Origin of the sequence: Larsenimonas suaedae, from assembly GCF_023712105.1 — a bacterium.
GTDB classification, from domain to species: Bacteria; Pseudomonadota; Gammaproteobacteria; order Pseudomonadales; family Halomonadaceae; genus Larsenimonas; species Larsenimonas suaedae.
The window spans coordinates 990,477-1,012,219 of sequence record NZ_JAMLJI010000001.1; the positions used below are offsets into that span (position 1 = coordinate 990,477).

General features: G+C 54.5%; 18 protein-coding genes and 1 tRNA gene. 6 read left to right on the forward strand and 13 right to left on the reverse strand.

From position 1 onward, the window contains the following. Positions 1 to 398: 398 nt before the first annotated feature. The 8 genes from NAT49_RS04645 to NAT49_RS04680 form a co-directional block, all read right to left on the reverse strand. A complete protein-coding gene (locus tag NAT49_RS04645; protein WP_251590975.1) occupies positions 399 to 1,163 on the reverse strand; it encodes a M48 family metallopeptidase in 765 nt (254 codons plus the stop codon). Continuing rightward, positions 1,163 to 4,441: a type I restriction endonuclease subunit R gene (locus tag NAT49_RS04650; protein ID WP_251590976.1), complete on the reverse strand. Its 3,279-nt coding sequence runs from the start codon at positions 4,439 to 4,441 to the stop codon at positions 1,163 to 1,165. Before NAT49_RS04650 ends, NAT49_RS04645 begins: the two co-directional genes overlap by 1 nt. Then, the gene (locus tag NAT49_RS04655) at positions 4,438 to 6,294 is read right to left on the reverse strand and encodes a DUF262 domain-containing protein (RefSeq protein WP_251590978.1); all 1,857 of its coding nucleotides are present in this window, start codon (positions 6,292 to 6,294) and stop codon (positions 4,438 to 4,440) included. Before NAT49_RS04655 ends, NAT49_RS04650 begins: the two co-directional genes overlap by 4 nt. Further along, positions 6,291 to 7,520 carry a restriction endonuclease subunit S gene (locus NAT49_RS04660; protein WP_251590993.1) on the reverse strand — a complete coding sequence of 410 codons (1,230 nt, stop codon included), beginning with the start codon at positions 7,518 to 7,520 and terminating at the stop codon, positions 6,291 to 6,293. The genes NAT49_RS04655 and NAT49_RS04660 overlap by 4 nt, the downstream gene beginning before the upstream one ends. Then, the gene (locus NAT49_RS04665; protein WP_251590995.1) at positions 7,510 to 9,027 is read right to left on the reverse strand and encodes a type I restriction-modification system subunit M; all 1,518 of its coding nucleotides are present in this window, start codon (positions 9,025 to 9,027) and stop codon (positions 7,510 to 7,512) included. Before NAT49_RS04665 ends, NAT49_RS04660 begins: the two co-directional genes overlap by 11 nt. A gap of 1 nt (position 9,028) precedes the next feature. Beyond that, positions 9,029 to 9,652, reverse strand: coding sequence for a restriction endonuclease subunit S domain-containing protein (locus NAT49_RS04670; protein ID WP_251591004.1), 624 nt, complete (start codon positions 9,650 to 9,652; stop codon positions 9,029 to 9,031). Positions 9,653 to 10,125: 473 nt separating this feature from the next. Next, complete coding sequence (locus NAT49_RS04675; RefSeq protein ID WP_251591006.1) at positions 10,126 to 10,653, reverse strand: hypothetical protein; 528 nt, start codon at positions 10,651 to 10,653, stop codon at positions 10,126 to 10,128. A gap of 543 nt (positions 10,654 to 11,196) precedes the next feature. Further along, a tRNA-Ile gene (locus tag NAT49_RS04680) sits at positions 11,197 to 11,273 on the reverse strand. A gap of 75 nt (positions 11,274 to 11,348) precedes the next feature. Between NAT49_RS04680 and NAT49_RS04685 the strand changes: the two genes are divergently transcribed. Then, positions 11,349 to 11,918 carry a hypothetical protein gene (locus NAT49_RS04685; protein WP_251591008.1) on the forward strand — a complete coding sequence of 190 codons (570 nt, stop codon included), beginning with the start codon at positions 11,349 to 11,351 and terminating at the stop codon, positions 11,916 to 11,918. A gap of 70 nt (positions 11,919 to 11,988) precedes the next feature. Here NAT49_RS04685 and dkgB read toward each other — a convergent pair whose 3' ends face one another. Further along, the gene (gene dkgB / locus NAT49_RS04690) at positions 11,989 to 12,783 is read right to left on the reverse strand and encodes a 2,5-didehydrogluconate reductase DkgB (RefSeq protein ID WP_251591010.1); all 795 of its coding nucleotides are present in this window, start codon (positions 12,781 to 12,783) and stop codon (positions 11,989 to 11,991) included. 138 nt (positions 12,784 to 12,921) lie between these two features. Here dkgB and lpxO point away from each other — a divergent pair, with 138 nt between their 5' ends. The 4 genes from lpxO (at position 12,922) to NAT49_RS04710 (ending at position 18,082) form a co-directional block, all read left to right on the forward strand. Next, positions 12,922 to 13,815: a lipid A hydroxylase LpxO gene (lpxO, locus tag NAT49_RS04695; RefSeq protein WP_251591018.1), complete on the forward strand. Its 894-nt coding sequence runs from the start codon at positions 12,922 to 12,924 to the stop codon at positions 13,813 to 13,815. Next, complete coding sequence (locus tag NAT49_RS04700; RefSeq protein WP_251591028.1) at positions 13,816 to 14,538, forward strand: 4'-phosphopantetheinyl transferase family protein; 723 nt, start codon at positions 13,816 to 13,818, stop codon at positions 14,536 to 14,538. A gap of 297 nt (positions 14,539 to 14,835) precedes the next feature. After that, complete coding sequence (locus NAT49_RS04705; protein ID WP_251591030.1) at positions 14,836 to 17,121, forward strand: putative bifunctional diguanylate cyclase/phosphodiesterase; 2,286 nt, start codon at positions 14,836 to 14,838, stop codon at positions 17,119 to 17,121. Between the two features lie 76 nt (positions 17,122 to 17,197). Beyond that, complete coding sequence (locus NAT49_RS04710) at positions 17,198 to 18,082, forward strand: AEC family transporter (protein WP_251591032.1); 885 nt, start codon at positions 17,198 to 17,200, stop codon at positions 18,080 to 18,082. A gap of 79 nt (positions 18,083 to 18,161) precedes the next feature. Here NAT49_RS04710 and NAT49_RS04715 read toward each other — a convergent pair whose 3' ends face one another. Beyond that, positions 18,162 to 18,548: a DUF4168 domain-containing protein gene (locus NAT49_RS04715; RefSeq protein ID WP_251591033.1), complete on the reverse strand. Its 387-nt coding sequence runs from the start codon at positions 18,546 to 18,548 to the stop codon at positions 18,162 to 18,164. Between the two features lie 206 nt (positions 18,549 to 18,754). On the opposite strand from NAT49_RS04715, the gene NAT49_RS04720 reads away from it, so the two are divergent. After that, the gene (locus tag NAT49_RS04720) at positions 18,755 to 19,360 is read left to right on the forward strand and encodes a transglutaminase-like cysteine peptidase (protein ID WP_251591035.1); all 606 of its coding nucleotides are present in this window, start codon (positions 18,755 to 18,757) and stop codon (positions 19,358 to 19,360) included. Positions 19,361 to 19,374: 14 nt separating this feature from the next. On the opposite strand, the gene NAT49_RS04725 is transcribed toward NAT49_RS04720, so the two are convergent. From NAT49_RS04725 to fghA, 3 genes are all read right to left on the reverse strand, one after another. Further along, positions 19,375 to 19,974: an HNH endonuclease gene (locus NAT49_RS04725; RefSeq protein ID WP_251591038.1), complete on the reverse strand. Its 600-nt coding sequence runs from the start codon at positions 19,972 to 19,974 to the stop codon at positions 19,375 to 19,377. A 104-nt stretch (positions 19,975 to 20,078) separates the two neighbouring features. Next, the gene (gene mtgA, locus NAT49_RS04730; RefSeq protein ID WP_251591040.1) at positions 20,079 to 20,795 is read right to left on the reverse strand and encodes a monofunctional biosynthetic peptidoglycan transglycosylase; all 717 of its coding nucleotides are present in this window, start codon (positions 20,793 to 20,795) and stop codon (positions 20,079 to 20,081) included. Positions 20,796 to 20,881: 86 nt separating this feature from the next. Next, the gene (fghA, locus tag NAT49_RS04735; RefSeq protein ID WP_251591042.1) at positions 20,882 to 21,730 is read right to left on the reverse strand and encodes an S-formylglutathione hydrolase; all 849 of its coding nucleotides are present in this window, start codon (positions 21,728 to 21,730) and stop codon (positions 20,882 to 20,884) included. Between the last annotated feature and the right edge of the window lie 13 nt (positions 21,731 to 21,743).

Sequence of the window (21,743 nt, forward strand, 5' to 3'; positions counted from 1 at the left end):
AGTCTGCACGAACAGGTGTGGAGATGTGTATTACTCAGGCGTTGCAGCCGGCCCAAGAGCAGTTGGAGGCCATGCTGGCACAGGCTAGCGATACCGATCGTCAAATGAAGCAGGATCGGCGCCAATTGACCCAAGCCCGTAGCGTCCTGACTCTGGAGTGATGTCTGCTTAAGATCGAGTTCTCGATGCCTAATATGGCCATTAGAACACCGGGTCTTCTTACAAACGCAGGGGAGCATCATTCCTCTACGCAAAATTCTTACCGGTGCATAAATGATACCTGTAAAAGCGCAGAGGTGTCGGATATGCACAACTCCTACTATTGCTACCCCACCCCTACTGCGTAGGCGACATCAATACTCAACGGCCCGAGCCTGCTTAAATCAACACGCCCAGCATCAAACCAAAAACGTCTCTGCTCTTCTATCCAGATCCTCTTTCACAAAACGCCACTCCGGCATGAACCTGTCCAAAAGTTCATAAAATTTCGAACTGTGGTTGTGTTCTACCAAATGGCAAAGCTCATGGAGCAGCACGTAATCGATGGCCCGTGTTGATGCTTTAACCAAGTGTGGATTCAACAGCACCTCCCCATCGGGCGAACAACTCCCCCATTGTGTCTGCATCTCTATCATGCGCCACGATGGAAGAGTCTTCGTCCACGGTAGTGTGTCGATTACTATTGCCAGCCGGCGCTGAAATACGTCCTGAGCTCGCTCCCTGTACCACTGGTGAACAGCTTTCTGCGTTCGCTCGGGCGTCAGCTCTCGACCTTGTACACGCAGCTGCCCACCAATGAGCTTGCAAGTGACCCTACGCTGGTCCGAATCGTTGATCACTTTCAGTACATACCGCCGACCCAGGTACAACATGCTCTCTCCGCTCACCCACTGCCGCAGACGAACATGGCTGTTTCGCTCTTCGATATCGTCCAAGTGATTTAAAACCCAGCGCGACCGCCGCTGAACTGCCAATTTGATATCGGCCAGCGGGGCAGATTCTGGCGCATCGACCTGCACCTTCCCGTTCGGGTGCACATGAACCTTGATGGTGGCTTTCTTGTGATCAGGTAGATAGCGCAGGCAATACCGGAACGTCCGCTCACCGTATCGGGCCGTATATTCCGGTGATTGGCCATCCCGCGCCGGCTCCACCTCTGTCATCACTTCGCTACTCCGTTGCGCAGAATGTGTACCACTTCATCCAATACCTCTTTGGCTTTGTCCAACCCGATCAGCGGGAATAATCGAGGCAGCAGAGTCTTGCGAACCTCCTGCTCAATTCCAACGGGGTTCAGGGAATTCTCGGCCACAGCCCGATTCACGACCCTATCGATCTCGAAGGCCTCTTCGATCAGTTGCTCGCTCTTGTCCGCCTCCAGCTTCGAGGAATCATCCTCCAGAACCATCCTGAAAGCGCCGTAGTAAGCTTGAGCATGCTTATTACCCTGGAAGGCACTTGTCGGTATACCCGGCACTTCACGCTTTTCGACCTTTGCTTCCAGCTCACTGAACAGCCTGAACCTGGCCTTGTAGTCGAACATGGATTCAGCTTTCTCAATGGCCTCCTTCAACAGGGCTGAGAACACCTTTTTCGCATAAGGATCGTCTCCAAGCTGTTCCTCGATGGTCTTTTTCGTTCTGGTCTTGATCTTGTCGGTTTCGTTTCTGGTCTTTTCATCGCTCCACTCTTTCATGTTGTCGTCCACTCGATCAATGAGTACCGGCTCGTCGCCGGGGACAACATCCACGCCAGTCACATACCGATCGATCAGATCTCGAATCTGACCCTCGTACACGGAGTAATCCACGGTTTCCTGGGCATCCATGCGAACGGTCCTGCGAAGATCCGCGAACCACTTCAAATCCGATTTATATCGCTGGATGTCGGCCTCACTGAAAGCCTTGTCTTCAAAAAAGCTTTGGGTCGAAAGCGCTGTCTTCAGACACATGCCAAATTCGGTGAGCGCTTCATAGAAATCTTCACGCAGTGCCTGCCGAGTATCGATTTCCACACTATCTTCGTCCGCTTCGTACTTCGGCATGAAGATCTGTCGATACTGCTCTTGATCAAGAGTGTTGCTGATGCCCTTGAAGAACCCCCAGAGCCGGTCATGCAGGGCTGGAAGCTTCTTGTATTCCGTATCCACGCTTGAATACAGACCCTCGATATCCTCGATGGCGAAACCACCCTGGGTCTGCTCTTCGAAGTTCTGATAATCCTTGAGCGCTGTATCCAGCTCCTTGAGGATGCCGCGATAATCGATGAGATAGCCAAAGGGCTTTTGAGGGTGCAGCCGATTCACTCGAGCAATGGCCTGAATCAGGTTGTGCCCTTTCAGCTGCTTGTCGATGTAAAGCACCGTGTTACGGGGCTCATCAAAGCCGGTCAGGAGTTTGTCGACGACAATCAGAATATCCGGCGCCCCATCAGTGCCGAAATCTTCAATGACAGCTTTCTCGTAGTCCTGTGGATCGCCGGTAACGTTTTTCTTCCACCACTCCTGCACCAGCGGCTGATTGGATTCATCAACGTCGGTGTGCCCTTCCCGGGTATCCGGTGGAGAGATCACAATGGCGCTGGTCACCAAGCCCAGACTGTCCAGAGCCTGCTTGTAGCGAATCGCGCTGAGTTTGCTGTCGGTGGCCAGTTGCCCCTTGAGCTCAAGTCCAGCTTTTTTGAAGTTTTCACTGAAGTGCACGCCGATGTCGAAGGCGTTGAGCTTGATACGGTCTTCTGCCGTATAGATCTGGCCCTGCCTTGCATACTTGCGCTTGAGATCAGCCTTCTGGTCGTCCGACAGGGACGCCGTCACCTTGTCAAACCAGGTATCTACAGCCTTCTGATTGACATCCAACAGAGGCTTGCGCTCTTCATAAAGCAACGGTGTGATGGTGCCGTCTTCCACTGCCCGCTTCATGGTATAGGCGTGGATGATGGCGCCAAACTTGTCGGCCGTTTCGCTTTTCTCTTTGTTCAATAGCGGGGTGCCGGTAAAGGCAATGAACGACGCATTGGGCAAAGCCTGGCGCATCCGCTGATAGTTCTCCCCGCCCTGGCTTCGATGGCCTTCATCGACAATTACGATGATATTGCTGGAGGGGTTGTGGCATTCCGGCTGTTTCGCCGCTGAGGCGAACTTGTTGATGATGGTGAAAATGATGCGCTCGTTGCCCTGACCGATACGTCTGGCCAGATCCTTACCGGAACGGGTCTTGGCGAGAGATTCACCACTTTTCTTGCCAGCGATATCACTGCCGAACGCGCCGCCGGTAAGGAAGGTTCTGGAGAGTTGCTTCTCCAGATCTACCCGATCGGTCACCACAATGACTCGGCAATTCTTCAGGGCATCACTGAGCAACAGCGCTCGGCACAGATAAACCATGGTGAATGACTTGCCGGATCCGGTGGTATGCCAGAGCACACCACCTTTACGCTGCCCGTTGGGCTTGAAATCGGAAATGCGTTCCAGCATGGCCTTGATACCAAAGGCCTGCGGATACCGCGCCGCGATTTTACCGACCTTGCGATCGAACAAAATGAAGCAGCGCAGGAACTCGAGAAAACGATGCCGGTCCAGCAACCCCACCAACAACCGATCCTGTTCCGTTGGCAGCATTGCTGATGACCAGAGCTGCTCGAAATAGACACGGACCTTCGCAGGTCTGTTCTGGAACAGAGTGTTTTTGTCCGACTCCGCCAGCGCACGGTTCTTGATGCCCTGAACATGTTGATCGTCGAACTCTTCATCCTGCCACTTCGACCAGAATTTGGCCGGAGTGTGGGTGGTACCGTACCGGCCATCGTGATTACTGATGGAAAACAACAACTGGGCAAAAGCGTACAGGTAAGGGATTTCGTCATTCTTCTGGTTGCGAAGGTTCTGGCTGATGCCCTCCTCGACCATACTCTTGCCGGGGCTGCTGGAGGCAGCGCGCTTGGCTTCAATCACGGCCAGAGGAATACCGTTCACGAATATCACAACATCGGGGCGGCGGGTGTGCGTGCCCTGGGTGGACAACACCTCCATCTCTTCGGTGACATGAAATTCGTTGTTGTTCAGATTTTCCCAATCGATCAGGTGAATCGTGGGCTGGGCCTTCTTGCCGCCAACGAACTCAGTAACAGTAACCCCGAGAGTCAACAGCTCATACACGGCCTGGTTGGCCTCCATCAGGCCCTGAGCCATGGAGGGCGTCGTCACCTCTCGAATCACCTGATCCACAGCCTGATCGGATAGCGGGTATGACGCCCCCTTGAACTCGAACCGGCGCTTACGCAACACCCGCTCCAGCACCGGTTTCATGACCACATCACGCTGGCTGCCCCGCAGAGTCTGACACTCTGTCGTCGGTAGGAACGTCCATCCCAGATTGATCAGGGTCGCCAGTGCGGGAATATGGCTGGAGTGCTGCTCGCTGCCTTGAGGAGTGCTATTCATGCGCCCTCCAGTTCGGTCAACCGTTCGGGCCAGATGTGCTCGCAGATCGATTGATAGAGTGACTGTCGCGCTTCGATGTCTTCCTTCATGAAATTTTCATGGGGCTGAAACGGAAGGCCGAGTTTTGAGCGAAGCTTCATGAAATTCGGATTATTGGCATACGCCAGCGGGCAGAGCGACTTCACCAGCAGGTTTTCCTTGATGTAGTGCGCCTTTTTCTGATCAAAGGGCTGGTTACCATAGGACTGATTGGTTCCCCGAGGCAGCAACACCAGATCACCCAGCCGATTTCGATAGTGCTGAAATTCGTGCTCCTGCTCGAACTCATCCTTATGGCGGGAAAAGCTGTCGGCCCAGATATGTTCTACTTCAAAGGGTTTGCCCTTGGCCGGCTCGTAATAGGTCACAAAGCTGCTGCTCATACCCGCCTGTTGCTCACACCAGGCCGTCATGCGGGCCAGCAGAAATTTTACAAAGCGTCTGTTCTGTCCATGCAGGCGAAAATCCTCCATGCCGGCAAAGGATTGACTCATTCCCTGCAACTTCTGGCTCAGCAGCGCCTGGAGGCTGGGCAAGTCCTTGCCTCTGATCTCCTTGACCAGGCTGTACATGGTGTAGCGAATCGAGCTGGCGGAAAAATTGCGGAAGTTCACTGACCGACGCACCACAAATGCCTCTATATAAGCGGCAACGGTATCGATTTTTCGAATGACGATCTCGGTGCTGTCCTGAGGATTGAGTGCCGCCAGCATCAGCGGATAACTCAGCGTCGGCGCGATGCCCCAGCGGGAGATATAGAACACATGCTCCAACCCCGGCACCAGCTCATACTCCGCATCCAGAATGCGAATATAAGCCTTGTAGTAAAAGCGAAACTCCTCCTGAACAAACTGCTCAAAAGAGTTCCCACTGTTGGCATCCAGTCCTATCTTGGAAAGGTTATCGCGCACCCAGCTGTGGAAGCGGGTACCGATCTTCTCGAAGTCCTCGTTTTTGGACCCCGCCGTGCCGGGTCGGATGCTCTCGGCATAGCGCCCGCGTAACCATGACTGGAAGAAGCGCTGGTCTTCCTCCTTGCCATAGGCCTTGAGCTCCAGCATGGCCTGCTTCCAGAACTCATTGGCCTTCCTGCGCTTCTCGGCACTGTCAAAACGCGACAGCATAAACCCCTTCAGCATCTCTGAAGGCGTCAGATTAAGGCCACGGTCGTTCATGGTTTCAAAGATGATGTAGGCGTTCTCATCGGAGTAGGCGATGATCTCTACCATGATCACGTTGTATCTGAGCCAGTCGATAAAAAACGGAAACGCCTCACCTTTCAGCTCATCCGGAAACGCCTTCTCGATATCCTGATACCGCTCGGCCATGTTGCGAGTAGACTCATCGTCGTCCTCGCTCGGCAGGTACTCCCCATGGTGGAATAGCCCGTCAAGACAGGGAATACGCTCCTCGACCGTAATATTGAATGACTTGCTGCCGCGCAGCTCCGAAAAGATCATGGGTTCAATCTTCTCGTTGAAACCCAGTTCCTTCTGAAGGTTATTCAAGTAGATTAAAAGCAGTGTCAGCGAGGTTAACCGCTGTTGGCCATCAATGATGCTGCGCTTGCCATCCTTGCTGCTGACCACGAAGGGGCCAAGGTAGTAATTGTTGTAATCTTCGCCCTGTTCACGCTTATCGCCCGAGGAGTACTCACCAAGAAAGGTGTAGGTTAAATCCGTCACCAGTACCTCGATGTGCTTTTCGCCCCAGCTGTATTCCCGCTGGAAATAGTCGACCGTATACTTCTGCTCGTTCAGGACGTCGAACAGGCTGCGGTGCCGGGCCTCAATCTTGTTCTCCAATGTACTCATGCGGCTTCTACCTGTACCCGTTTTTTGCCGGTCAGCAACTGCTGCATCAGGGCTTTCTTTTCATCTCTCAAGCACCTTAGTCGATACTTAATTGCCGAAACTTCCATATCTGAGGCTGCTAAAACCTTAGAAATAGCTGCCTGCTCGAAATTTCCTGGTAACAGCACGTCAAGTTTCACTAACTGCTTTTTTGACAAGTTGTACCTAGTAGCGCCTTGAGCGAGAGCTGCTATCCGCCTCCGCATCTCTTCTCCTCGGAAAAGATACCTAGCGTATTCTGGAACTAGTTTTTCAAAAGAATAAAGCCTGAAACCAAAACAAAATGAGTTTAGGTAGATGTCGTAGGGGATTTTTTCAAGAAGAACCGAAGTCATTCCAACCTCTTCCGGGGTCTCAGAAGAAGTTGTAAACAGAATGTCGCCATACTGAACTTTATTTTGAAACTCGCTATCACTTAACCTTACGCGATCAAACCGGTCTACTCTAAGAGCCCCATCGGAAAAAACGCTCATATATGTGACGAACGGCTCACCAGCCCCGAAGTCTTCCTTAGTTTTTCCACTCAATCCTGAGTACGTCGATCCTAAACTGCCAAGCTCAATCGTTTCCCACTCCCCCTCAAACCCCGGCAACCGCTTCTTTCCAGTCAGCAACTGCTGCATCAAGGCCCTCTTTCGCTGCTGACTGTTCTCAAGCAGACGCTCGGTGGCAGTGATGGCCTGATCCCAAGTGGAGAGAATCTGGGCGATTTTTTTTTGTTCTGGGAGAGGGGGAGCTGCCACCCGTAGGGATTTTATATCGGAGATGTTAATTCGAGATACTGTTGAACCTATAGACAACCTTTTAATCGAAAACTTGCACTTCTCTGTTGCCAATATCTGGGATAGAAAAAAAGGATCCGCAACTTTTCGCCTTGGTCGTAACAAAACCATTCTCTGCCCCATGCAAACATTAGTATTTTGGGGAACCAAACAGGTTTCGCCCGCTGGGGCTTCACGAGTAAATAACACATCGCCGTATTCAGGTACTGCACGCTCTGTCCACTCACGATACCCAGCCTCGGTTGTGAACTTCATATCGTCCATTACCAGCTGTCCGTTCCGAACGTTGCTAGTACGTACAACCAAAAATTCGGATTTTTCTACATATGGTGCTGTTTTATGCTCGCAGTCGATTATTTGGCACAAGTATCCGATTGGTTTAGCTTCAATAGAGCTATACGGCATAACCCAGCTCCTTCAGATATCCGTCCATCTGCTCGTTCAGCTTCGCAATTTCCGCTTCGACCTCTTTCCGCTCGGCTTGCACGGCCATCAGGTCAATCTCTTCCTCTTCCTCGAAGGTATCCACATAGCGCGGAATATTGAGGTTGAAGTCGTTTTCCTGAATTTCCTCGAAGCTGGCCAGGTAGGCGTACTTGTCCGAGCTTTCGCGCTGTTTGTAGCCGTCGACCACCCTGGCGATATTCTCATCTGACAGTTGGTTCTGGTTCTTGCCAGCCTTGAACTCGCGGCTGGCATCGATGAACAGCACGTTGTTGTCGGTCTTGTCCTTGCGGAACACCAGAATCGCTGCCGGGATCCCGGTGCCGTAAAACAGCTTCTCGGGCAGGCCGATGACGGCATCCAGCAGATTCTCCTCGATCAGCTTCTGGCGGATTTTGCCTTCGCTGGAGCCCCGGAACAGCACGCCATGGGGTACAACCACTGCCATGCGGCCGGTCTTCGGCTTCATGGTCTCGATCATGTGCAGGATAAAGGCGTAATCACCTTTGGTCTTGGGCGGCAAACCGCGGCGAAACCGAGCGTAGGGATCGGCTTCAGCGCCCTCAACACCCCACTTTTCCAGCGAGAACGGCGGATTGGCCACCACAACGTCGAAGTGCTTCAGGCCACCGTTGGCATCCAGCAGCCGCGGGTTGCGAATGGTGTCGCCCCATTCCAGCTTGTGGTTATCGATGCCGTGCAGAAACATGTTCATCTTCGCCAGCGCCCAGGTACTGCCGATGGCTTCCTGGCCGAACAGCGCGAAATTCTTCGAGCCCGACTGACCTTTTCGAATCTGGTTGGCACACTTCAAAAGCAGTGACGCGGAACCACAGGTCGGGTCGCAGATTTCATCGCCTGCCCTGGGCTCGACAATCTCGGCCATCAATTCGGAGACTTCCGGTGGGGTATAGAACTCGCCAGCTTTCTTGCCGGAGGTGGCCGCAAAGTTCTTGATCAGGTACTCATAGGCGTTGCCGATGACATCCAGCTTACCGATTCGGCTCGGGCGCAGGTTCAACTCAGGCTTGGCAAAGTCTTCCAGCAGGTAACGCAGGATGTCGTTCTTGTGCTTTTCATCACCCAGTTTGCTGGAATTGAAACTGATGTCTTGGAACACATCCGCCAGCTTGACGATGTTGGCCTCTTCAATGGCGTGCAGCGCCTTGTCGATGCGCTCACCGTTGCCCGGCTCATGTCGATGCTCGTAGAGTGCGTAGAAGCCGGCATCACTCGGTAGCACGAAACGCTCATTTTTCATGAGCTCCTCGATCAGCTGCGGAGCATCGCCGTACTCGGCCTTGTAGTTGTCGTAATGGTCCTGCCAGACGTCTGAGAGATACTTCACAAACAGCATGGTCAGAACGTAGTCCTTGTAGATGCTCGGATCCACGGTACCTCTAAAGGTGTCGCAGGCGTTCCAGACCGCCTTGTTGATCTGTTCCTGCTTGATGGCGTCGTTACTCATCTTATTTTCCTGTCGTTGAATTGGAATTCAGTAGCTCATGGCCAACCACATCAATCATGCGCTGGCGGTTTTCAATTAAACGGTGCAAAAGCCGCTGTTCCTGGGTCGCGGCATTGGCGAGTCTGACCATCTGTTCCTGCTTTTCGATCGGCGGGATCACAATAGGCAGGCCGCCCAGCTGTGCCTTGGTGATGCTTGGCGCGGAGGTACCCTGGGAACACCTGGCGAAATAGCGCTGGGCATTTACATGGTTGAGCTGCCAGACCAGAAATTCTGGGGTCAGCCCGTGCGCCCGGGGGGCAAGCCGGAGATGGTAGAAGTTAGGAGTACAGACAGTGTTGCTGGGTACCTCCCCGACCAGAGTCGCGTAGTTACGCGGCCCCTTGGCCATAAAGAGGATATCCCCCGAGCGAAGATATTCAGGATGCTTTAGTCCCGGCAGAACAACGCGATCCAGTGCGCTACCCGATTTATCGTTCAGGCATTCGCCCAGCGTCATATGGCGATACTGCACCACGAAGGCATCACCGCGGTCATCCAGTGGCAGCTTGCCACGGAAGGGATAACCGGGCTGGATGCTGGCCAAGTGTTGGAGAGTAGAGCGCTCAACTTTTATCGGCTTCATGCAGTATGCTCTTTGATGCAATTAAGTAGAGGTAAGCTACCCTACTTTGCATCATCGAGCAAGATGCATTTTATGCGGATGCTGTTTCATCTGACAAAAACGGGGCTAACGAACAAATTTCACAAGCTATAGCAGCCACCCTTGGCGGTGAGTTGAACTAACCAGCCAGTTGCAAAATATTGTTGTACCTCACCCTGAAAAACACTTTTCAAACGTTGCCCATGCTCATAAGAGCACTATCGCTTATTAAAACTCCCGGCTATAAGTCTCTTTCTCATCGTTACAAATACTGCTGCCCTAAAGCTCACCTTGGGCAGCAGGAATGAATATTCGGGCAGATTAATTTTCAGACAAAAACATTTAAAGCGGCCAAAGCCTAGAGGCTAGGCTGAGGGATAAATTAAAGACATATAATATATCTTTAATAAAAAGAGGATCAGTCAATCAGAACGCAAATAGCTTCCATTTTAAATCTATTGACCTGCCTTTCTTAGCTCGTCAATGAGCTCGTGCACTGGTTTCTTTTCATCTTCTCTACCCTCTTCATCAAGACCGTAAGCCTGTCGTTCACCTCTGATCGTTTTCAAAAGCGCATCTACACCACTGTTTAACGAGCGAGCCACTTTGTCATGATTGGTCTCGGTAATTTCCATTGCATTCAATGTGTCAGCCAGTCGCTCAGAAATAGCTCGCCAACGTGCCAGAGAGCGGCGATGCTCACTGATTATGAGCTCCGCCTCATCCGCAGCCGACTGCACAATCTCAGCATCTCTGGTATGCGATTCAGAATGCGCGGATTTGCTGCGCGAGGAAGCGCGCGAAACCCTGTTTTTGGTAGCAGCTTTAACCTCTTCGGCAAGATCTCGCTGCCACCCCTCCTGTTTAGCTCGACTGCGTATGGTGCTTTCAGGAACGTTGTACCGAGCAGCAATGGCACGAATACTTACCAGCCCTGCCCTGTAATCGTCTTTGATACTGTTCCAATCAGATCGTGCTGTCATGGCTTATGCGGCCCTCACGGGCGGCCTCCACTAATCGCGTCATCAAAATAAAAAGAGTCAGTACATATATGACAGTAACCAAGAATCAGACTGCAAGCCGAACGGCCAACTTCCTCGCTTGAGCTGAGCATCAGTAGTTAGTGGCAAGCAGGCTGACACAGACCGCTAAAACGAACGGACTTCGTTAGCACGACTTATAGTTAAACGGAATCAAGTATCGCGGTTGTGCTAATGGCTGTTATCAAAGAAGGGGCAGTGTGACGAGTAAGTGCAAAAAGCTTTGGCACAGACACTGTTCAGAAGCAGAGAACATCAGTTCTCCCAATTATTCACTCGAAATGATCTGAAGAAATAAAATGGCATACCATGACTCTTAAGACGGATCTAGATCCGACGGCTTGAAAGCCATGCTAAAAGGAGAGAACGAAACGGCGGGAAAGGGATCAAAGTAAAAAACGTTTTCGCCGTGCTTCCTATGTGCTTCCAAAACTTAGAAAGCGCATTTCTGTATCAGAATAATTGGCTGTAACGTACTGATTTTAATGGTGGGCCCAGTAGGACTTGAACCTACGACCAAGGGATTATGAGTCCCCTGCTCTAACCAACTGAGCTATAGGCCCTTACAGAAAGGATGCGTATGATACCCAATGAGGGTCGAGGACGCCAACCCGTTATAGCAGCAAACAGGAGTTTTTATGCGCATCAAATCAATGGGATGGGGCTTGTGTCTGATGCTTGCCGCGACTGGTGCCCAGGCGGCGTGGCAGATTGAGCCCGGCACGAGTCATGCCCAGGCGGAAGTGACGCATGACAGCCGTACAGATATGGTGACGCTCGACCGGCTCGGCGGCACCATTACCGATGAAGGTCAGCTGACGGTGCCGCTTCAGTACAATCAGCTCGATATCGTTCGAAACGCCAATATCCCGACGTGGCTCAAGGACAAGACCAACCAGCGCATGGCAACACTTGAGACCACCATCGACCCTGATTGGCTGAATGACTTGAATATCGGTGAGACAGCGCACCACCGCATCGCGCTCGAGACCAAGGATCAACGCTATACGACGCGTGATCATGTGCCGATCACGATCACTCGAAACGACCGCACGCATTACCGAGTCACAACCAGCGAGCCAGTCGAGATCAAGGCACAATCGTTGATGGAAGAGCCCAACGCACAATTGATCATGAGCCTGCTCGGATACCGGAGTCTTGGCGATGTTATCCCCTTGAGCCTGGATGCGACGCTTTCTCAGCAGTAAGCCATAAAGGCTTAGCGATCGAAAAAGCCCCGCTAACTGGCGGGGCTTTTTGTTGCGCGAGAGCCGCGATTTATGTGTCCCAGTCTGGGGCCATCGAGGGATTGGCGATGCGTTCGCCCCGATTCAGCTCATCGATACGGGTCATGTCCTCGGCACTGAGTGAGATGCGAATGGCATCGAAATTGCTCTGTTGGTGCTTGGGCTTGCTGGACGATGGAATGATCGCGATGTCGCGCTGAGAAAGCCACGCAAGGGCCACATCAGCGGCGGTCGCGTCATGCTTGTTGCCAATGTCCTGCAGCACGTCATCGTCCATGACCTTACCGCTGGCAAGCGGCATGAACGCCGTGACCTTGATGCCTTTCTGTTCGCAGAAATTTACCAGCGCACGGTTGGCGAGGTAGGGATGCACCTCGACCTGATTGGTCACGATATGCTTGCCGGCCGGCAGGGTCAGCGCTTTTTCAAGATGGGCGATGGTGAAGTTCGAAACGCCGATCTCTCGCGTCAGCCCCCGCTCGCGCGCTTGGTTGAGTCCTTCGAGGTAGGCCTCCATCGGCACATCATCGTTGGGTGACGGCCAGTGGATCAGGGCCAGATCGACGTGATCAAGCCCAAGGCGCTCCAGGCTCTCCTCGAGCGAGGCCTCAACATCCTCAAGGCGGTCATACCAGATCTTGGTGGTGACGTAGATATCCTCACGCGCGAGGCCACTGTCCTTGATGGCACGCCCGACGTCACGCTCGTTTTCGTAAAACGCAGCGGTATCGATGTGCCGATATCCGATCTCGAGCGCTTGCTGTACAGCCTTGTAGGCCTGTTCGCCGGTTAATCTGTAGGTACCAAATCCGATGGCGGGAACCATGTCATCACTCCATGAACTGTGTGGTATCGATTGAGCTTAGGGCGCCGATAAAACTTTTCAAGTGGTTAGCCACCTAATAAAGTACGCAGTCAGCGCCAAACGGCATCAAGACTTACAGAAACACCAGGAAAGCGTTCGATGATCAAATGGACACTCGTGGCACTGATCGTTGCCAGCATCTTGTACGTGCATTTTAGAGGGCGCGTCCGTCATAAACCCTTACGCCAACTCTCCGATCACTCCTCGTTCATGGCGCCGATCAATGCGTTCATGTATCTGTTTTCGAGCGTACCGGATCGCCCCTACCACCAGCCGGAGACGTTTCCGGAACTTCACGAACTGACTCGGCAATGGGAAGTCATTCGCGATGAAGCCGAGCAGCTCGAGCACCATATCAAGGGGTCGTCGCAAAAGGACGATGCCGGCTTCAACTCCTTTTTCCGACGCGGCTGGAAGCGGTTCTACCTCAAATGGTATGGCGACAGTCACGCCTCCGCGCGTGAGCTTTGCCCCAAAACCACTGAAATTCTCTCGAACATCCCGAGCGTGAAAGCCGCGATGTTTGCCGAGCTGCCAGCCGGCAGCAAGCTGATGAAACACCGCGACCCCTACGCCGGCTCGCTGCGCTATCATCTGGGCCTTCGTACACCCAACGATCAACGCTGCCTGATCGATGTCGATGGCATCCCCTACAGCTGGCGCGACGGCGAGGCGGTCATGTTCGATGAGACCTTCATTCATTACGCCAAAAATGAGACCGAGCAGGACCGCCTGATTCTGTTCTGTGACATCGAGCGCCCCATGAAGTATCGATGGGCCGGCGCATTGAATCGTTGGTTCAGTCGCAACGTCATGGCCGCCGCTGCCGCGCCCAACGACGACTCCGACACCACCGGCGGTATCAATCGAGCGTTCAAGTACATCTATAAGGTGCGAGAGCAGGGCAAACGGCTCAAGAAGAAAAACAGGACGCTCTACTACATCATCAAATGGGCGCTGTTCATCGGTGTCATCGCCTGGATCCTGTTCTAGATGAAGACCGGTTCATTCGCGCCTACTCTGACACACGCCCGGCTGCCCCCTGCCCTAAGCGGCACCGGGTTACTGGTCACAACGTGGTTCGAACGCGACGAATTCAGCGTCGAGGCGTTCGACCGGCACGGCGTTCACGTGCCGCAGGCGCTTCAGCGCGCAGCAGTCAAGCGTCAGGCCGAGTATCTTGCTGGAAGGCTTTGTGTGCGTCAGGCGCTTGTCGATCTTGGCTGCACGCCCGCCTTCCCTTTCATGCTCGAAAGCGACGGACGCCGGCCCTGTTGGCCGGCGGGATTTACCGGCGCACTGACGCACAGCCCGATGCTTGCCGGGGCATGGATGGCGCACTCTAACCAGGTACTCGCCCTCGGGCTCGATGCCGAGCCCATCATGCCTACAGCCCGCGCAGACCGACTGGCCCCGGCCATCGTATCCGAGACGGAACGTGTATGGCTGGCTCGTCACTCAGGCCTTGACCAGGCAACGGCATTGACGCTCGTTTTTTCGGCCAAGGAAAGCCTTTTCAAGGCGCTGAACCCAATCACCGGCGTCGCATTTTACTTCCACGACGCTGAGCTTACCTGTCTCTGCCTGGACACTCAGGAGATCAGATTGAAGCTCTTGACATCGCTTTCGTCCGAGTGGCCTGCAGGGCGAGAGGTCACGCTCTACTGGCAGTATCAGCGCGATCATCTACTGACCTTTCTCGCCTTGCCCGCCTGACCCTCCATTCCGGGTTAACAACACGCTCACCAACACGCCCAGCGCACCTCTAAAGACGCCAAGCACTGTCTTGGCGCGGCTCGAGACAATAAAGAAAACCCCGGTTTCGCCGATGGAGACTCAGTCCGAATGAGTATTTATTCCAGACCGAACCGAGGCAGTCATGCCAGCCATCTTGATGAACGTGCGATGTTGTCCAGCGCAATACCCATCAGGGGGGATACCGGTCTCACAAAGCGCCTGCCCATGGGCTCGAGCGAACGCCGCTCGCTTATTATTTGAAACGGTGAGGCGCCCATGACAGTTACTACACGGCTTGTGATCGGTATGCTCCTGCTGCTGCTGGCATCTCAGGCCGCAATTTCCGTGTCGGCACTCTCACATTATCGCAGCCAATTGATTGAAGAGGCGCAGACACGCCTCCAAAAGGCCGCTCAACTGGTAGGCCGAGAGATCGACCACGAGGAGCGTCAGCTTCGAGCCCAGGCACAGCAAGGCGATCCTTTAGAGGAATTCCCCGGCAACGATATCGTCCTGACACTCGACCCGCAGGGCACTATCAGCACCAGCACGCTTGCCGCGCTTGCGCCCGGCACAACGTTTCCCTATACCGCGCTCTGGCAGCGGGCGACGGCGGAAGGCAGCGCGAGCGCCATCGTTCAGACCCCCGGTGACCACCTCTATCTTCTGCGCTTGACCCCGGAATCTGGCGGCCCTCACTGGCGCGTGCTTGGAAGCCCCATCGAGCAGGCATTCATCGATCGCCTCAGCACGCTCAATGATATGGACATCACCTTGTTGACCCTTGATGACGCAGGCGTAAAGCACGTGCTGTTTTCAACGCTTTCCGATGAATCAAGCGCCCTCGATGAGCCGCTTAACATTACTCAGGTGCTGCCGATCGGGTACTCGACAAATGCGCAGGTTCAGGCGGCTCTCAGCGTATCCCGGGAAGATGTCCTGGCGCCCTTTCGCTTTATGAAGTACCGGCTCGCAGCAATGTTTGCCGTCGCCTTGAGCCTGGCCATGATGATCAGCTGGGCCACCGTGCGAACACTTGGCTACCCTATCCAACGCTTGAACGATGTCGCTCGTCAGATCAGCGAAGGTCAGTACCGCCCGACCGAACGCCCTCTACCCAAGGGGGGAGATCTGGGCGCACTGACTCAAACCCTTTACATGATGCAGGAAAAGCTTGATCAGCGCGCCTCGCAGCTTTTGCATCGCTCCCGTCAGGACCACCTGACCGGGCTGCCCAATCGACAGTCAGCCGAGGCCAAGGTCGAGCAGCTGATCGAAGAAAATATCCCCTTTACGCTTAACCGGTTTTGCATCAACGACTTCAAACGCATCAACGACACGTTCGGCTACCTCAATGGCGATAAGGTCTTGATCGAAATCGGCAACCGGCTACGCGATTTGGCCGCCGAACGCGGCTATACCTATCGCATCGGCGCCGACGAGTACCTGTGGCTTTACCCATGCAGCTCGATGGACAAGCCCTGCCTGCGCTCACTGGGTAATGCGCTAACCAAGAGCCCGGTTCTCAGCGACATTTCTCCGACCTTCGTTACTGTCTCCGTCGGCCAGTCCTGCTACCCCCGGCATGGTGCAGCGCCGGATGCGCTGCTTCGCCGGGCCGATATCGCCCTGAATCAGGCCAAGCATCTGTCGAGCCACTTTCAGGTCTATCAGTCCGGCATGGATGAAAAACACCTCCGCCAGCTGCGCATCCTCAAGGACATGAGCGCCGCGCTTGAAAACGATGAGCTCTACATGGTGTACCAGCCCAAGATCAATATGCGCACCGGCCGTCTGGCAGGTGTGGAAGCGCTGGTACGCTGGGAACATACCTCGCTTGGCTTCATTGCGCCGGATGAATTTATCGAGCTTGCCGAACGCGCCGGCACCATCGGCGCCTTGACCCAATGGGTGATCGGACGTGTCAGCCGTCAGATCGCCGACTGGCGCAAACAGGGGTTTCAGACCAATGTGGCCATCAATCTCTCCGCCATGGACCTGCTCGACAAGAACCTGCCCAATAAATTTTTGCAGGCGTTCGAGGACAACTGTCTGATTCCAGGCACAGTGTCGGTGGAGATTACCGAAAGTGCATTGATGCAGGACCCGCTCGAGGCAAAGCTGATTCTTGAGCGGCTTCGCCAGTTCGGCCTTGAGATTGCCATCGATGACTTCGGCACCGGCTATTCGTCTCTGTCGCAGTTGCGCCATATGCCGATTGATCAGCTCAAGATCGACAAATCGTTCATTCTCAACCTGAACACGCAGTTCGAGGACGTAATGATCGTACGTTCGATCATCGATCTGGGCCACAACCTCGGCCTGTCAGTCACGGCGGAGGGTGTTGAGAACGAGGCAAGCCTCTCCATGCTGAGCGCCATGGAATGCGAGATCGCCCAGGGCTACTTCTTTGCAAGACCTCTGAAATGCAACGACCTGATCGAGTGGGTCGAGCGCTTTGAACGTACTCCCCTGGTCATTCCCAAATCTACCCTGGCAGGCTGTTCGGGCTGCCCTGACCGCCCAGGCGCTCCCTCCATGTACTCCCGGAGATCGACTTAAGCATGAGCGCGGTAGCTGCGGTACACTGACGCCTTGATTACAACGCCGACAAGGTAACCGCAGCACAGGATCCTCGATGTTTGCACAGCTACTCGCCGTCATGGCACCCGTCTTTGCAGGCGCCGGTGTCGGGTTTTTCTGGGTTAGACTCGGCCAGCCCTACCCCACCGGATTCATCACCAAGCTTGTTCTCAATGTCGGCACCCCGTGCTTGATCATAAGCTCACTGTCCTCAACACCGGTGGACGTGAACGCTTTCACCCAGATGGCGGGCGCAACGCTATTGATGCTTGCAGCCCTTGGCGTCATCGCCTTGATTCTGAGCAAGGCGCTCAAGCTTGAATGGCAGGTCATCCTGCCTCCGACCCTTTTTTCAAATACCGGCAATATGGGCCTGCCGGTCATGATGTATGCCTTCAAGGATACCGGTGGCTTCCCGCTGGCCATTGCCATTTTCGTGGTGGTGTCGCTTGCGCAGTTCATTGTCGGCGGATTTACCTCGAGCACCCATCCGATACGCAGCCTGCTCAAAATGCCCACCATCTATGCGATCCTGATCGCCATTGGTTTGATGGCATTCGACATCACCCTACCGCTTTGGCTTAAAAACAGCATCGATCTGCTTTCTGGCTTTACCATCCCGATGATGCTGATCACGCTCGGCGTCTCGCTTGCAAGCATTCGAGCGCGCAACTTGAAGGCCGGATTCGCGTTTGCAGCGGCGCGTGTAGTGGTGGCCGGAAGCCTTGCCTTTGGAATCGGGCATCTGCTCGGCCTGCCGGAGCTCGCTCGCCAGATTCTGATCGCGATGATGTGCATGCCAGTCGCTGTTTATAACTACCTCTTTGCGCAAAAGGCTGGCCGGTCGCCTGAATTCGTTGCAAGTTTGGTGCTGTGCTCAACGATCCTGTCGTTTATCTATCTGCCTCTGCTTTTGAGCCTGTTCATGCATGCCGGTTGAAGCGCGGCCTTCTGGAAAGAACATATTTTGGACATAAAAAAAGCCGCCCGAAGGCGGCTTTTTTAGGCGTCGATGGCGCTTACTGCTGCTTCGCCATGGACTGAACCTTCTGCATCAGCTGCGGGTCGTTCTGAACCGCCTGACCGATCTGATTGAACTGTTTCACGTCCAGATCATTGTCTTTAACGGCTTGGACCATTTCCTTGTTGGCTTTCTGACGCACTTGCTGCTGCGCGTCCTGATCGTCAGCGCCTTGAAGCTGCTGGGTGTATTTCTGGGAAATACCCGCGATTTCCTTGGACGCAGAGGCGAAGTTCTCGAGCTGCGAGTCGGAGAAGTTAGGGTGCTGGGTCGCGGAAGATGCGGCTGCACTTGAGCTGCTGTTGGTATCGGCAGCGAATGCCGGCGCAGCGACCGTACCTGTGGCCAGAAGAGTGGCTGTCAGAAAAGCAGTAGTACGTTTCATGGATTCTCCAATCGCTTTTTCATTAAATGTCGGTTGTAAGACGCCAGCTTAGACGATGAGTTCACATTTCATGTGTTACCGCATGCAAGCGTGCGTAACGTTTCAACTAATGTGTTGAGGCGTACCGCAGTACTTTCAATAGCACATGCTTAAATTTGGCCGGCACCAACCGATAGATGAGGCAACAACGATACGGAGAATGGCCCATGCGACCGGCAACTCTGGGGCTTTTGATCATTCTGACCGCCCTGGCGCAGAACGCCGGGGCCACGGTGACATTCACCTACTGGAACAACGTCGATCACCACGCAGTGACAACCACAGAGAGCGCCTTGATCGCTCGCGCCCGGGCACTGCCAGTCATCGAGCGACTGACTCTGATCAATCGCGTCGTCAATAATGCCGCCAATCAGACACCGACTCGCCCCAACGAATGGCGCGGATTTGCAAGCCTGATCCGCCATGGGGAAGGCGACTGCGAAGATTTCGCGTTGGCCAAGTACCAGCTTTTGAGAAAGACCGGAATTGCCGATGAACGGCTGCGCCTTTACGCCATGAAGGATCAGTTCAGCCCTGCCCTGCATATGGTGCTTGGGTACCAAGACAGGAACCAAACGCTGATTCTGGATAATCTAACGCTGCGGGTATTGAGCCTAAAGCAGCGCGATGACCTCACACCGCTTTATAGCTTCAATCAACAAAGCGCCGAACGCTGGAATCAGCATGCGTCAACGCCGATCCCCTTGACCAGCCGATTGACGCTTGACGGTCAGCCGCTCAGTGAGCGCGCCGCCCGACTGATGGATTATTGATCCAGGCGCGTTCCTCAGGCGGCAAGTGCATCGGTAAGGTAATCACGCAGGCCCGCATTCTTGAACTGATGCTTCAAATACCACAATTGAAGCGGTGATATCGTACGGGGGCGCATCATGTAAAGCACCTCGGCCATGGTGGGCACGAATGGCTTGAGCAGCAGGGCCATCCCCGCCTCCTCAGGCGTTCGGTTGCTTTTGAGGGCGTTGCAGTCACGGCAGGCCGCCACGGCGTTCAACATGGAAAGCTCACCGCCGCGTGAACGCGGCAACACGTGATCGATCGTGAGCGCCTGGCGGCTCAACTCACAGCCACAGTAGGCGCAGCGAAGTCCTTCACGGTGCTTGCAGAGCACTCGGTTGAATCCGGTATGCTCGAAGGCCAGAAAGGCCCCTGAGGGCGGGGACACACCGATGACCTCAGGTATGTCGACGAATGACCGGCGCCCGGTCAGTGAGTTGGTACCACCATGCAAGCGGTAACGGGCATCGCCATCGGTCCAGACCACGGCCCCCTCTTCCCGACGCGTCATCAGCATCGTCGCCTCTTCAAGGGTGAGCCAATCGATCGGAATGCCCGATGCATGCAAGCGAAGAATCATGGGACGACGCATAACCACCCTCCTTCATGACAACTACGGCTTGTATCTTTTTATCACGTTACGGTGACACGCGCATGACGCAGGGATCAAAAGATGCGCACAGCATCGGTGGCGTCTTAGTGCTTGAGCGTCTCCAGATAGCGCGTACCGCCAAGCTGTCGCATCTGCCCCTGAATCCACACTGCGCGTCGTGATACCCGCGCTGACGGGGCAACCGGGCTCCACGCATCCGGCGCAGGCAGCACAGCCGCCAGCCGAGCTGCCTGGGACGGGGTCAACCGGCTGGATGATCGGTTGAAGTAGTGTTGGGAGGCGGCTTCAAGTCCAAACACACCCGCGTCCCACTCGGCGATATTGAGATACACCTCGAGAATGCGCTGCTTTGGCCACAAAAGCTCGATCAAGCCGGTAAACCAGACCTCGAGCCCTTTTCGCAACCAGCTGCGCCCGGTCCAGAGAAAGAGGTTTCGGGCGGTTTGTTGGCTGATGGTGCTGGCACCACGCAACGACCCACCATCGACCCAGCGATCAATAGAGGCGCGTATTTGCTTGAAATCGATTCCGTAATGGAAGGGAAAACGCTGATCTTCCGAAGCAATGACCGCAAGCTTGGCCTGATCTGAAAGCGCGTCATAAGCACGCCACTGATAGTTCAGCGTGAACGGGCGGCTCTCAAGGCTTGCTGAAATCTGACGCTCGAGCATGACCATCGATCGAGGTGGCGGCACGACACGAAAGATCAGCACAAGAGCGATCGAAAGCACCACGAACGTCAGCAGCGCTCGAATCAACCAGCGTTTAAGAAGGGTAGCGACCGTTTTTATGCCTGACATGGGGTCTCGTTATCGCGGTGTACGGTCAGACAGTATACCGAACCGGCCCGTGTCTTCGTACTGCGACACGGGCCGGCCGTTCGATCTCAGGCGCCGCTCAGGTGACGGGCGTGATAATCGAGGTGCTCATCGATGAAACTGGCGATGAAAAAGTAGCTGTGATCATAGCCCGGGCGCATGTTGAGCGTGAGCGGATGATCAAGCTCCTGACAGACGGCTTCGAGCCGGTCCGGCTTCAACTGCTCATCGAGGAAGTTATCGGCCTCGCCCTGCTCGACCAGAAGTGGCTGGCGTGCGGTGTTCTTTCGAACCAGTTCACACGCATCGTATTCACTCCAGCTGGCGCGGTCCTCACCCAGATACGTCTGGAAGGCGTCAACGCCCCACTGGCACTCGGTCGGATTCACGATCGGTGAGAACGCAGAGACAGAGGCATACTTGCCCGGGTTCTTGAGCGCGCATACAAGCGCACCATGACCGCCCATTGAATGGCCGCTGATGGACTGAGCCTGCGCCACATTAAAATGTTCACGGATTACAGAGGGAAGCTCCCGCGTCACATAGTCGTACATGCGGTAGTGCTCGGACCACGGGTCCTGGGTTGCATCCACATAGAACCCTGCGCCGGAGCCAAGGTCGTAGCGGTCGTCTTCGCCGGGCACGCCTGCATCTCTCGGGCTGGTATCCGGGCAGACAATGATCAAGCCAAGTTCTGCGGCCTTGCGCTGGGCACCGGCCTTCTGCACGAAATTCTGATCCGTACAGGTCAGCCCCGAAAGCCACCAGAGAACCGGCATCGCGGTGTCTTCGTTGCCAGGCGGCAGGAATATGGAAAAGGTCATGTCGCCATCGACACTCTCGGAGCGATGCCGATAACGCAGTTGTCGTCCACCGAAGCAGCGGTGTTCGTCCAGGCACTCGAGCTGAGTGGTCATGGTAGCCTCCTAT